Annotated in this window: 12 protein-coding genes; 2 read left to right on the forward strand and 10 right to left on the reverse strand. The window is 63.4% G+C overall.

Annotation, left to right across the window (positions count from 1 at the left end):
* Positions 1 to 559, forward strand: a 559-nt coding sequence (locus ACLP2E_RS12070) for a PEP-CTERM sorting domain-containing protein (RefSeq protein ID WP_442466072.1), incomplete at its 5' end; no start/stop codon positions are given.
* Positions 560 to 661: 102 nt separating this feature from the next.
* On the opposite strand, the gene ACLP2E_RS12075 is transcribed toward ACLP2E_RS12070, so the two are convergent.
* The 4 genes from ACLP2E_RS12075 to ACLP2E_RS12090 form a co-directional block, all read right to left on the reverse strand.
* Complete coding sequence (locus tag ACLP2E_RS12075) at positions 662 to 1,528, reverse strand: sterol desaturase family protein (RefSeq protein WP_442466073.1); 867 nt, start codon at positions 1,526 to 1,528, stop codon at positions 662 to 664.
* Between the two features lie 320 nt (positions 1,529 to 1,848).
* The gene (locus ACLP2E_RS12080) at positions 1,849 to 2,031 is read right to left on the reverse strand and encodes a hypothetical protein (RefSeq protein WP_442461767.1); all 183 of its coding nucleotides are present in this window, start codon (positions 2,029 to 2,031) and stop codon (positions 1,849 to 1,851) included.
* Between the two features lie 103 nt (positions 2,032 to 2,134).
* A complete protein-coding gene (locus ACLP2E_RS12085) occupies positions 2,135 to 3,718 on the reverse strand; it encodes a DHA2 family efflux MFS transporter permease subunit (protein WP_442461766.1) in 1,584 nt (527 codons plus the stop codon).
* Positions 3,715 to 5,049, reverse strand: coding sequence for an HlyD family secretion protein (locus tag ACLP2E_RS12090; RefSeq protein ID WP_442466074.1), 1,335 nt, complete (start codon positions 5,047 to 5,049; stop codon positions 3,715 to 3,717). Before ACLP2E_RS12090 ends, ACLP2E_RS12085 begins: the two co-directional genes overlap by 4 nt.
* A 195-nt stretch (positions 5,050 to 5,244) precedes the next feature.
* Between ACLP2E_RS12090 and ACLP2E_RS12095 the strand changes: the two genes are divergently transcribed.
* A complete protein-coding gene (locus ACLP2E_RS12095; protein WP_442466075.1) occupies positions 5,245 to 5,955 on the forward strand; it encodes a TetR/AcrR family transcriptional regulator in 711 nt (236 codons plus the stop codon).
* A 501-nt stretch (positions 5,956 to 6,456) separates the two neighbouring features.
* On the opposite strand, the gene ACLP2E_RS12100 is transcribed toward ACLP2E_RS12095, so the two are convergent.
* The 6 genes from ACLP2E_RS12100 to ACLP2E_RS12125 all read right to left on the reverse strand — a co-directional run.
* Positions 6,457 to 6,723, reverse strand: coding sequence for a hypothetical protein (locus tag ACLP2E_RS12100; protein ID WP_442461763.1), 267 nt, complete (start codon positions 6,721 to 6,723; stop codon positions 6,457 to 6,459).
* A 23-nt stretch (positions 6,724 to 6,746) separates the two neighbouring features.
* Complete coding sequence (locus ACLP2E_RS12105; protein WP_442461762.1) at positions 6,747 to 6,935, reverse strand: hypothetical protein; 189 nt, start codon at positions 6,933 to 6,935, stop codon at positions 6,747 to 6,749.
* A 20-nt stretch (positions 6,936 to 6,955) separates the two neighbouring features.
* Positions 6,956 to 9,352, reverse strand: coding sequence for an endopeptidase La (lon, locus tag ACLP2E_RS12110; RefSeq protein ID WP_442461761.1), 2,397 nt, complete (start codon positions 9,350 to 9,352; stop codon positions 6,956 to 6,958).
* Between the two features lie 11 nt (positions 9,353 to 9,363).
* Entirely contained in the window at positions 9,364 to 9,768 is a 405-nt protein-coding gene (locus tag ACLP2E_RS12115; RefSeq protein ID WP_442461789.1) for an Hsp20/alpha crystallin family protein, read from the reverse strand.
* Between the two features lie 117 nt (positions 9,769 to 9,885).
* Complete coding sequence (gene ftsH, locus ACLP2E_RS12120) at positions 9,886 to 11,721, reverse strand: ATP-dependent zinc metalloprotease FtsH (RefSeq protein ID WP_442466076.1); 1,836 nt, start codon at positions 11,719 to 11,721, stop codon at positions 9,886 to 9,888.
* Between the two features lie 42 nt (positions 11,722 to 11,763).
* The coding region (locus ACLP2E_RS12125; protein WP_442466077.1) for a hypothetical protein at positions 11,764 to 12,355 on the reverse strand (592 nt) is incomplete at its 5' end.

Below are 12,355 nucleotides of genomic sequence, written 5' to 3' on the forward strand. Positions count from 1 at the left end.
CTTTGCTGTCGCCGCCTTTTTAGGCGTCGCGTGCTTCGCTTCGGCGGGCGCTCAGGCCGCGACTTTCGAGATCACCTATAGCGGGCAAGGCACGTCCGGGACTGCGTGGGTCACGGGGACCGCCGTCGGCGGAGGTGAATACGACCTCACCAGCGGTGTGCTTCACTCGAACACCCTTGGCAACCAAAAACTCGTCCTGGGATCGGGTAGCTTCGAAAACGCCAACGGCGACGTTTTCGTCTACGATAACAAGCTTTTCGTGCCTGCCGCCGCGCCGGCTTCGCCGGACGGAGCAAACTTGACCTATGCCGGCGGCATCGTCTTCCAGACTGCTTTGCCGAGCAAAAAGGACATTTACTTCTCGGCCTATTATCAGGGCGTCAACAACCCGACGATCTCCTATTTCGCCGGTTACGATCGCTCTTACGGCGCGCTGACCAGCTTCAACGTCACCGCCGTGCCGGAGGCGTCCACCTGGTTGATGATGCTGGCGGGTTTCACCAGCATCGGGTTCGCCGGCTATCGCAAGTCCAGGAACGCGCGTAATTCGATCGCTTGATCGAAAAGCGCAGACAGGTTTGGAGAGGCCGCCGCGAGGCGGTCTCTTCGTTTGCGCGATCGGCGCGGCGCTTTTGGTCCGGCTTTCGCCGCGTTCGCAATTTTATGCAGCCTGAGCGCGATCTTTCCGGGCGCGAGTTGGGCGCGCCCATAGCCCGCCGAAAGTGGGGCGTCCATCCGACGCCTGGCGGCGCGACCGGATCAGCGGGAAGAACAATTGCTCCAGCCAGGGCTCACGGCCGTAGACGGGATCGTTCCCCACGCCGAAGGCCGCAGGATATTTGCGGGTGATTAGCGCCGTTCCGAAAAGCACGTCCCAAAAGAACAGCAGATTGCCGAAATTGCCGTTGCAATGGCCGATGCCGTCGCTCTCGCTCAAGGCGTGGTGGGCGAAATGGGTGGCCGGCGTCGAAATCGTTCGCTCGACGATCCAGGCGAGCGGCGACAGGAATTTCGAGCGGTAGAGGTATCGATCCCACCGGAGTTCACTATGCGCGGCGGCGACGACGAGGACTTTCACCAGAGCATAAGCCCCTGCGAAACCGTCGGCGCCGAGGAAAAGGAAAACGGCGGCGACCCAGACATTGGGCATGAATAACGTATAGAACATGTTGTTTCGGATGGTGACACGGACGCCCATATAGGGCGCCGAATGATGGGTGCGATGCCAGCGCCAACCGTATTTCGTGTGGCTAAGCCTGTGCCACCAATATTGCACCATATCCTCGCCGATCAGGAAAATCGGCAGCCAGACGAACCATGGCCAGTCCTTGAAGGCGCCGCGGCTCTCGGGCGCCAGGGCGAATCCGATAGCGAAGATCAGGCCATAGACGAAAGTGGGCGCGAGGAGATGATGCGCGAAGGAGCCAAAATCCGTCGCCGCCTCGTCGAAGTCATCCTGCAGGCTGGAAAATTTGCCGATTCCCGCTTCGAGCAGCCCGATGAAAACCAGAATGTAGAAAAAAGTCATGACGAGGCTCTGACAAGCCGAGGGGCGGACTGGAAGCAGCTTCGCCGGACGCCATCTATTGTCAAGATTAAAGCACGAACGAAGTAAATGCTGGGCTTTCGCCTCGAAATCCTGCTGGCTTACGGCTTCAGGGCAGATTGAATATATCAAAGCCAATCTGAAACTTTTCCCACCCCTCCTTACGTACAAGAATGGCTGCCCACAGACAGGGCGCTGAACGCCTATCTTGAAACCAGCAACAATCGTCAGGAGCACCCCATGTCACAGGCATTTTGCACAGGCCGCTCGGCCGCGACCCGCCCGATGGTCAAGCGTACAGCTTACGCGACGTTGATGATGCTCGCCTTTGGCACAGCTAACGCCTGGGCCATGGAAAACGCGAGGGGCTTCAGGGGCGAGGTGCCGGCCAATGTCTTGCGAAATTGCCGTCCTGCAAATGGCGCCGAAATCAGGGGCGGGTTTGCGGGCTCCGGAGATTGGGTCAACGCCGCGACGGGCGACATTTGCTATTCCGACCACCGTCCGATCGCGTTTTAACGAAATCAATTTGGCGGAGGCCGCGTGCGGCGCTCCCGCCATTTGCGCCAAGCAACATGGTTCTGACGCTCAATGTCCCATGGCGACGGCGCCGCCGAGCTTGATCTTGCGCAGGAGGAAGGCAAGCGGGATGGCGGCGAGCGAGACCAGCATCAGCGTCCAGAACACGTCCACATAGGCGAGAAGCGACGCCTGTTGCTGCGCCTGCTGGCCGATCCAGGCGATGGCCTGCTGCTTGGCTTGCAACATCGAGGCGCCCTGCGACGCAAAATAATGCGTCATCTGCTGCAGCGTCTGCTGGTAGGAGATGCCGGAGGGGACGACCTGTTCGGCGAGCCGGCTCTGATGAAACTGTTCGCGGTGCGCCAGAACGTTCGAGGCCAGCGAAACGCCGATCGAGCCGCCGGTATTGCGCGCAGCGTTGAGCAGCGCCGAGGCCTGGTCGGTCTTGTTTGGCGGCAGGCCGTCATAGGATGCGGCCATGATCGGGATCAGGACCAGCGGCAGCCCGACGCTCAGCAGCATGCGCGACTTGGCGAAGAACCAGAAATCGAGATCCGGGGTGATATTGGTCAGGCCGTACATCGAGAGGGCGCAGATCGCCGCGCCGGCGGCAATCAGGTATTTGGGCTGGACGCGGCGCGACAATTGTCCGGTGATGAACATCATCGCCATGGCGACGATCCCGCCGGGCGAAAGAACGAGACCGGCCCAGGTCGCGGTGTAGCCGAAATCCTCCTGCACCAGTTCAGGCATGAACTGCGTCGTCGCGAGCAGGACGGCGCCTGTCGCCAGCATCACCAGGAAACTCGATCCGAACTGACGGGTGGCGAGCATCCTGAGATCGACGAGAGGATTGGAACGAGTGGCCTCCCAGGGGATCATCAGGACGAAGGCGAGCGCGGAGATCGTGGCGAAAGCGACGATGAAGTGCGACCCGAACCAGTCCTCCACCTGACCGCGATCCAGTACGACTTCCAAGGCGCCAAGGAAGGAGGCCACCAGCAGGAAGCCCACCACGTCGAAGCGAATCCCGGTTTTTTCTTTCGGCGTTTCCTTTACCAGCACATGGATCAGCGCCATGGTCAAAAGCCCGACCGGCCCATTGATCAGGAAACACCAATGCCACGACCAATTGTCGGACAGCCAGCCGCCGAGCGTCGGTCCGACGACGGGAGCGACGACCACGGCGAGGCCGAACAGGGCGAAGGCCTGGCCGCGCTTGGCGGGCGGGAAGCTGTCGGCGAGAATGGATTGCGCGACCGGCACCATGCCGCCGCCCGCAAAACCTTGCATGAGCCGGAACAGCAGCAGCGACTGAAGATTCCACGCTATGCCGCAGAGCACCGAACTCACTGTGAAGAGACCGAGGCAGGCAAGGAAAAAGGCCTTGCGGCCGAATTTCTTCGCCAGAAAACTCGTCGCCGTGACGATGATGGCGTTGGAGACGAGATAGGTCGTCACCACCCACGAAGATTCGTCCTCGCTGACGCCGAGCCCGCCGGCGATATAGCGCAAAGCCACGTTGGCGATGGTGGTGTCGAGGATTTCCATGAACGACGCCAGCGCAACAACGACAGCGATCAGCCAGGGATTGACCGCCTCGGCCGCCAGGGGCGCAGACACGGCGCGGGCGTCGGCGCTGGCGCTCATGACTTCCTCCAAAGGCGGTCAAAGGACGCAGTCAGGCGTTCGTAAATCGACGCGCCCGCGTCGACGCGGACGCTCGGCACGACCGACATGCCAGGGCCGAGAGCGACGTCGGTCGGGGGATTGTCGATGACGATCTTCACCGGCACGCGCTGGACGACCTTGACGTAATTGCCGGTTGCATTTTGCGCCGGCAGCAGCGAGAACGCCGTCCCCAATCCGGGCTGCACGCTCGCGACATGGCCGCGGATGGCGCGCTCTGGATAGGCGTCGATGCTGAGCGCCGCAGGCTGGCCCGGCCGCATGGCGTCGAGCTGGTTCTCCTTGAAATTCGCCGTGACCCAGATTTCATCGGGAACGAACATGGTCAGGTTCGTGCCGGCCTGGGCGAATTCGCCGGGCTCCGCGGTGAGGTTGACGATGCGTCCGGGCTCGACCGCGGTCACTGTCGTATAGGACAGGTTGAGCTGCGCTTGTTCGCGCTGCGCCGCGGCCTGAGCGAGGCTTGCCTCGGCGCTGGCGCGCTGCGCCTTCAGGGCGTCGATCTGGCGTTGCGCCACGGCGACTGCGGCCTGCGCGCTCTTGAGCGCCGCCTGCTGCTGATCCAGCTGCGAATTATATTGCTGGGCGTTCTGGACCGAGCCCGCGCCCTTTCGCGCCAGTTCCTCGTAGCGCGCGGACTGCTGTTGCGCGAACACCAGCGCGGCCTTGGCCTGGTCAACCTGGGCCTGGTTGGCCTCGACCTGCGCGCGCTGCACGGCTGTCTGGGCGTCGATATTCTCGATGCTGGCCCTGGCGGCGGCGACCTGCGCATTGGCCTGGTCGAGGGCGACGCGATAATCGCGATCGTCGATGCGCGCGATCACGTCGCCGGCGGCGACGTGCTGGTTGTCAGTGACCGGAATGGCGGTCACGTAGCCTGAAATCTTGGGTGCGATGGGAACCTGGCGCGACGCGACGAATGCGTCGTCGGTTTCCTCGAAATGCCGGGCGTCGTCCCAATAGAGATAGCCGCTCGACGCCACCGCCAGCGCGAAGATGGCCGAACCGAGAAGAAGCGCGGGACGCCGGCGGCGTTCGCGGCGCGCGCCGCTGCTTGCGCCTTGCGCATGCGGAGGATGGTCTTTTGTGTCGTGCTCCGGTTGCTCGGCGGGTTCTTCGACGACCGGGCGCTCCAACGCCGTCGGCCTCTGCCCCGCAAACCTGTCTTCGGCGCGCGGGCTATCGAGCAGATCAACGCCGAACGCCTCATCTGCGGCGAGCGGAACGAACTGCCGGCTTTCGGCTTCCTGGAGCGCTTCGATGCCTCTGCCTTCATCATTGGGTTTCAACATGACGCGCAACTCCTACTGTCAAAGCGCCTCGAACCAAACAGAACGGAACGGTACCGTTCTTTTTATATTGCGAAAAAACGGTCGGCGCAATATATGAACGGAACGGTTTCGTTCACTTTACAGTGAGCGCTGAAAGGCTTAAGTTGGGATCTGGCGGGGGCCGGCCGGCGCGGGCTCGAAAATCTGGCGGCGACAATGCGTGAGGCGACCAAGACCCCCGCGAGGAAAATGAAAAGTGCGACGGCGGGCGCCAACGGCCGGTGCGGCCGTCCGCCGCGTGAACTTGCCGGAGAGGTCGAGGAACGCATCCTCTGCGCCGCTCGCCAGGCATTCCTGGATCATGGATTCGAGGGCGCGAGCATCGACAAGATCGCTGTCGCCGCCCGTTCGGGCAAGGCGACCATTTATGCGCGATTCCCCAACAAGCAGGCGCTGTTTGCCGCCGCCGTCATGCGTTATGGGCTCGCCAAGACGGATCGGCTGCAAAATTACCGGCCGGTCGGCAAGACGCTTGAGGAGCGCTTCGCGAGCATTGGCGTGGCGTTCATCCAGGAGGTCCTGACGACTGAGTGGATCGGCTTGTTTCGTCTGGCCATCGCCGAGGAGTCCCGCTTTCCTGAATACGGGACCGTCATTATCGGCACGATGCGCCAACGGGGCGGAGAAACCATGGCGCGCCTCATCAGCGAGGCTGCGGATCTTGACGATCTGGCGAAATTGCCGGCATTGCGTCCGGACCGACTGGCAAAGACGGCTCGGTATTTCCGCGATTTGATCCTCTACCCTCTCCTCCTGCGCGCCTTGTCGGGCGAACCTTTGGAGTCGCTGCGCGGAGAGATCGGATCTCACGTTACGGAGAGGGTCGCCTTCTTCCTCGGCGCTTGCCGGCAAAGCAGCCTCGGCTAATCTTTCTGGGCCAATATCCGGCGGTCTGGCGGAAAATTCGGAGCCCTATCCCGTCGATAGCACCCGCCATCGCACGCGTGAAATGCCCCGGACTTTGACGGGGTTGGCTCGCGAAGCGCGCGCATCTGCGAGCCAAAAACCTGGTTTTGCTCTAATTGCGCATTTCAGGACAATGAAAGTTTAGCACGCGCTGCAGGACATTCGCCTCGCCGAACATTGCATCGAACGACGAGGCCCCACTTATGCAGACACTACCGACCCGCGCACGGGAAAATCCTTCCGCGCCGACCCCCGCCTTCGACTATCAAGCCGAAAAAAGCGCGCTCGAGGCTCAGGTTCACCGGCTCATTCGCAGCATTGCCGAGACAGCCGCCGTCACTCCAGCTGAACCTTTTCTCCCGCCCCCCGCATACCCGCCGCTTCCGCCCTTCCAATGGCGCGCTGCGAATTGGACCCTGATCGGCGGCCTGCTATTCGGCGTATTGTTCTGGTGGGCGGTTTTCAACTGCTTCTTCCCCGCGACCGCCTCTGCGTAGCGGCGCCCGACTCCAGCACTTCGAGGCCCAGGTTGCGCAGATCGTCGTGGACCGCCCGGACGTCGACGGCCCACAGAAGATTTGACTGAACCTGCATCGGCAGCGGCGTCGCGGCGATTTCGCGCGTGGTTTTTCGCTTTTCCAAAGCGGCGAAGACGGAGTCGCTGCGTTCGGCCGCCGGCGAGGGAAGCTGGATGATCGGCAAGTGCCGGGCTTCACCGCTCGAAGTCATGGTTTGATTCTCCTGGCGCCAAATCACCTTTGACGCCGCCAGAACGCTTTCGCCCAATTCCTTGCGACGACGGCGTTGGCGGTGCGCACGGCCCGCCCTTCATCGCCGGTGTCGGCCAACACCTTGTTCGCCACCTCGCTCCACATTTCGCAAAGTTCGACCGTGTCGGCTTTTTTGGTATGACGGGGCGCGTCGTGGGGCCGCCAGGGCATTTCGCTATCCCTTCAAGCGTTCACTTGTCCGCAGGACCTGTCTCGAGCGCGGCGGCGACAGCATCGTCGACCCGCTCCAGCCAGATGAACTCCAGTTTTTTGCGCGCTTCCTCCGGGATGTCGTCGTAATCCCGGCGATTGCGCGCCGGCAGCATGACGCGCTTCAGGCCGGCGCGCGCCGCCGCCGTGACCTTTTCCTTGATGCCGCCGACCGGCAGCACCAGCCCGCGCAGCGAAATCTCGCCGGTCATCGCCGTATCGCTGCGCACCGTTCGATTGGCGAGCAGCGAGACCAGCGCCGTGAACATCGCCACGCCGGCGCTCGGGCCGTCCTTGGGCGTGGCGCCCGCCGGCACGTGAATATGGATGTCGCTTTTTTCGAAAATCTCGGGCGCGATGCCGAAAGATCCAGCCTGGCTCTTGACGAGGGTCAACGCCGCCTGAGCGCTCTCGCGCATCACCTCGCCGAGTTGGCCGGTGAGCACCAGCGCGCCCCGGCCGGGCGAGCGGGCGGCTTCGATAAACAAGATGTCGCCGCCGACCGGGGTCCAGGCCAGTCCGGTGGCGACGCCCGGCACGCTGGTGCGCATAGCCAGTTCGTCCTCGAAACGCGGCGGCCCCATGATCGAAGGTAAATCTTCTGCGCCGATGCGCAAATGTTCGACGCTGCCTTCGGCGATCTGCACAGCCGCGTGGCGCAAGGCGCGGCCGATTTCGCGTTCGAGACTGCGCACCCCGGCTTCTCGCGTATAATCGCGGATGATGCGCCGCAGCGCCTCGTCCTCGATTTCGACCTGCCCCGGCTTCAAGCCATTGGCCTCAAGCTGGCGGGGCGCGAGATAGCGCCGGGCGATCTCCAGCTTCTCGCCATCGGTATAGCCGGCGAGGCTGATGATCTCCATGCGATCGCGCAAGGGGCCGGGCACCGTGTCGAGCATGTTGGCGGTGGCGATGAAGACCACGCGCGAAAGGTCGAAGGGGACGCCGAGGTAATTGTCGCGGAACGTGGCGTTCTGCTCCGGGTCGAGCACCTCCAGCATGGCGGCCGCGGGATCGCCGTGGGCGCCCTGCCCCATCTTGTCGATCTCGTCGAGCATCATCACGCAGTCGCGCGCTCCCGCCTTGCGGATCGACTGGATGATGTTCCCCGGCAGCGAGCCGATATAGGTGCGGCGATGACCGCGAATCTCGGCTTCGTCATGCACGCCGCCGAGGCTGACGCGCACGAAGGCGCGGCCCATCGCCCGGGCGATGGATTGACCAAGCGACGTCTTGCCGACGCCGGGCGGCCCGGCGAAGCACAATATAGGCGCCTTGCCCTGGGGCGCGAGTTTGCGCACGGCGAGATATTCGACGATCCGCTGCTTGATCTTTTCCAGCCCGAAATGGTCGGCGTCGAGAATTTTACGCGCCTGCGCGATGTCGATCGGCTTCGGCTCCGGCAAGGCCCAGGGCAGTTCGATCAGCCAGTCGAGATAGGTGCGCGTCGGGCCCGCTTCGCCGGCGGCGTCGGGCATGCGCTCGTAACGGCGCAATTCCCGCCGCGCCTGTTCCTCGATCTCGGCCGGCATGCCCGCGCGCGCGATCTTTTCGGAGAGTTCGCGCACTTCCTCAGCCCGGCCGCCTTCCTCGCCAAGCTGGCGCTGGATCGTCGCCATCTGTTCGCGCAGCACCGCCTCGCGCTGTCGCTGGTCGAAGGAGGCCTTGGTCTGCTGGCCGATCTCATGGGTCAGCCGCAGTACTTCCAGCCGCTCGCCGAGGAATTTCGTCACCTTGTCGATACGCGCGGCGAGATCGATGGTCTCCAGCAATTCCTGGCGGTCGTTGGCGCTGATGTCGATATAGGCGGCGAGGACATCGGCGAGCATTCCGGGCGCCTCGATGGCCTGCACCGTTTCGATCAGCTCGCGCGGCGCCTGCGGCATCAGTTGCAAGGCTTCCACCGCCTGCTGCTTCAAATTCATGAAACGCGCCTGGATATCGGGCGTCCGGGTCTCCGGCTCTTCGATGCGCTGGACGCGCGCGACGAAAAAGGGACGCTCCTTCAAAAACTCCGTCACCCGGAATCTTTGCTCGCCCTGCAAGACGATATGATGCGTTCCATCGGGCGCGTTGATGTAGCGCAGCACATTGGCGACCGTGCCGGTGCGATGCAGATCGAGCGCGGAAGGCTCGGCCGTCGTGGCCTCCCGCTGCATCAGCACGCCGATCTGCCGCTCCTCGCGCACCGCCTGCTGCGCCGCGGCGATCGAAGCCGCGCGGCCGATGGCGACCGGCGTCACCGTGCCCGGCATCAGCACCATTTCACGCACCGGCAGAATGATCAGGCCGTCGCGGGGAACGGATTCCGCGACGCTCGCGGGCTCCGATGGGGCTTCGATGGTGGGGGTCTCGACCGTCTCGGGTTGCGAAATCATGGGGTCGCTCCTCAGTCGGCCTTGCGCAGGCTAATCAGCAGGCAGCCGTTGCTGACCGCGCGGGCGAGCCGGTCATAACGGCCGGGGGGAAGCGGGATGCGCCGCTCGAAACAGCCTTGCGGGAGTTCGAGGCGATGGATGAAAGCTGTGCGCAGTTGCGGCGGCAGGGCGCGGCGGCCCGCGACGACCAGTTCGCCGCCCTCGATCGCCGCTTCGACGTCTTCCTCGCCGACGCCAGGCAAAGCGACGAAGATCAGAACCTCCCGGTCGGTCTCGAGCACGTCGACCGGAGGCTCCCAGACCTTGCGCCCCAAGGCCCGCCGGGGTGGAAAGGCCTGGCTGTGGAGGCGTTCGGCGCGGGCGAGCATTTCCATCGCCTCCGACCACATCCATCTCGTCGGATCGCCTGCGGCCATGGTGACGAACTCCCTGGTTTCCGCGCCCTTGCGCGAACTCTCCTTGCGCATTCTTGGGCACGCGTCTTTTGCATCTTGCGCCGGCCGACGCTTTGCATGTCGATCTGGCGCAAGCGGTCACGCCGACGACATTAACAGCTTTCCTTCGACCTGTCGGCGCACCGTTTCGCCGATCGCCGTCAGGTCGTCTCCAGCCAGGGTTTCCTGTTCCAGAAGGCGCTGCGCGGCCTCGCGATGGATGGACTCGCAAATTTTCAGGATCGCCGTCGCGCGCGAAAACGCCTGGTCGATGAGATGGCCCAGCGCCTTGTCGATCGCGGCGCTGGTCTCCTCGCTCGCCGCCGCAGGATTGGCGCCGGTCCCGGGCAGTTCGAGAAAGCGCGGACGCTCAGCAATGAACGACGCCTGCCCGACCTCCGCCGTCATGCCATATCGCGAGACCATGGCGCGGGCGATTTCGGTGGCGCGCTGCAAATCGTCCGCCGCTCCCGTCGTCGGCTCGTGGACGATGGCCACTTCCGCCGCTCTTCCGCCGAGCAGCACGGTCATCCGGTCGATGAGTTCGGATCGCGTCATCAGGTAGCGATCCTCGCTTGGCATCTGCATTGTATAGCCGAGCGCGCCCAGGCCGCGTGGGATGATCGAGATTTTCTTCACCACATCGACGCCCGGCAGCGCCATGGCGACAATGGCGTGACCCATTTCGTGAAAGGCGACGATCATGCGCTCCTGCGGATTGAGCAGCCTCTTGCGCTTTTCCGGCCCCGCGACGACCCGCTCCACCGCCGCGGTGAAATCCTCGCTCGACACCGTCTTGGCGCCGCGCCGGGTCGCCAGCGTCGCCGCCTCGTTGACGAGATTGGCGAGGTCCGCGCCGGTGAAACCCGGCGTCAAGGCGGCGATCCTCGCCGGATCGACATCGGCGTCCAGCTTCACCTTCTTGAGATGGACGTTGAGGATTTCGACGCGGCCGCCCTTGTCCGGCCGGTCGACGGCGATCTGCCGGTCGAAACGTCCGGCGCGCAGCAAGGCGGGATCGAGCACTTCCGGCCGATTGGTCGCGGCCAGCAGCACCACGCCGACGCTCGGATCGAAACCATCCAGTTCGCTCAGCAACTGGTTGAGGGTCTGCTCCTTTTCATCATTGCCGAACGGGCTCAAGCCGCGCGCCCGTCCCAGAGCGTCGAGTTCGTCGATGAAAATGATGCAGGGCGCGCTTCGGCGCGCCTGAACGAACAGGTCGCGCACCCGCGCCGCGCCGACGCCGACGAACATTTCGACGAATTCCGATCCATTGATCGAGAAAAACGGCACGCCGGCTTCCCCGGCCACGGCGCGGGCGAGCAGGGTCTTGCCGGTTCCCGGCGGCCCGACCAGCAGGATGCCCTTGGGAATTCGCGCGCCAAGGCGGCCATAGGTCGCGGGGTCCTTCAGGAAGGCGACAATCTCGCTGAGTTCGTCTTTCGCCTCATCGACGCCCGCCACATCGGCGAAGCCGACCTTGGTGTCCTTTTCGACGAAAACCTTGGCCTTGCTCTGGCCGATGGACATGGCGGCGCCCAGCCCCTGGCCCATCTTGCGAGTGAGAAAACTCCAGAAGGCGAAGAAAATCGCGACCGGCACGATCCAGGACAGCAGGTTCGACAGCCAGGTGGTGTCCGGCGCGGCGGAAAACTCGACTTTGGCCGCCTCCAGATCGCGGGCGATGGCCGGATCGACGCGCAGGACGAAAATGCTCTTTCGCCCATTGGGCAGGGCCTCTTTCAAAATCGCCGTCAGGGATTTATCGGCGACTTCGACGCTTTCGATCTTGTCCTGCCGCAACAGATCGACGAACTCGCTATAGGGCGCGACTTCGACTTGCTGCGCCGCAGTCCACCATTGCTGCAGCAACAATATGGCGATCCAGGCGAAGAGCAGATAGCCGATGTTGAAATGCCTCTTGTTGTCCATGGGCTCTCCGCCCTCGAAGTTGGCGGCCTCAGGCTTTGAGCTTCACTTTTGAGCCGGCGGGAAAACCTGATTGCTGAAAGGCGAGGCCGTTGGCACTTGCATCTTGATAAAGCCGAGCTTGGCCTCCTGATGGCAGGAATTGCAGGCCGTGGTGAGCTTGTCGAAGGATTTGAGAAAGGCGCCGCTGTCTCGATCCTTGATCGACTTCTTGACCTCCGCCAGCACGGGCTCGCTGATTTCGGCTATCAGCCTGGCCACCGGCACGTTTCCGAACACGGGATAGAGCTGGGCCGCCCGGCGAAAACTCTTGTTGATCTGCGCGACTTCAAAATCCGCCAGATTCCAGTTTTTCAGCGAGCCGGCGAAGGACAGCTTGAGGTCTCGCCCATGATGTCCGCGAGGTCTTCCTGGCCGACGACGGGCGCCGCCTCGCTCGTGGGTTGCGGCGCATTGGCGCGCTCCTGCGCGCTGACGCTCCAAAGGGCGGTGCAAGAAAAAGCCGCGGCAAGAAAAAGTCTCATCTGGCATCCCCCTCATGTCTTCATCGCGGCATTGGGCGTCGCGCCCGGGCCATACCTTATGCTCGACGCTGGCGACCACATTGTCCAGCCATGTCGCGCAAGCCGATGAAGAT

The organism is Rhodoblastus sp. (assembly GCF_052145335.1).
Classification (GTDB): domain Bacteria; phylum Pseudomonadota; class Alphaproteobacteria; order Rhizobiales; family Beijerinckiaceae; genus Rhodoblastus.

Coding starts and splice junctions, on each gene's coding strand:
- ACLP2E_RS12075 (WP_442466073.1), bottom strand. CDS start 1,528: ATGACTTTTTTCTACATTCTGGTTTTCATCGGGCTGCTCGAAGCGGGA.
- ACLP2E_RS12080 (WP_442461767.1), bottom strand. CDS start 2,031: ATGTCGCCCGTCGCGGCGTTGACCCAATCTCCGGAGCCCGCAAACCCG.
- ACLP2E_RS12085 (WP_442461766.1), bottom strand. CDS start 3,718: ATGAGCGCCAGCGCCGACGCCCGCGCCGTGTCTGCGCCCCTGGCGGCC.
- ACLP2E_RS12090 (WP_442466074.1), bottom strand. CDS start 5,049: ATGTTGAAACCCAATGATGAAGGCAGAGGCATCGAAGCGCTCCAGGAA.
- ACLP2E_RS12095 (WP_442466075.1), top strand. CDS start 5,245: ATGCGTGAGGCGACCAAGACCCCCGCGAGGAAAATGAAAAGTGCGACG.
- ACLP2E_RS12100 (WP_442461763.1), bottom strand. CDS start 6,723: ATGACTTCGAGCGGTGAAGCCCGGCACTTGCCGATCATCCAGCTTCCC.
- ACLP2E_RS12105 (WP_442461762.1), bottom strand. CDS start 6,935: ATGCCCTGGCGGCCCCACGACGCGCCCCGTCATACCAAAAAAGCCGAC.
- lon (WP_442461761.1), bottom strand. CDS start 9,352: ATGATTTCGCAACCCGAGACGGTCGAGACCCCCACCATCGAAGCCCCA.
- ACLP2E_RS12115 (WP_442461789.1), bottom strand. CDS start 9,768: ATGGCCGCAGGCGATCCGACGAGATGGATGTGGTCGGAGGCGATGGAA.
- ftsH (WP_442466076.1), bottom strand. CDS start 11,721: ATGGACAACAAGAGGCATTTCAACATCGGCTATCTGCTCTTCGCCTGG.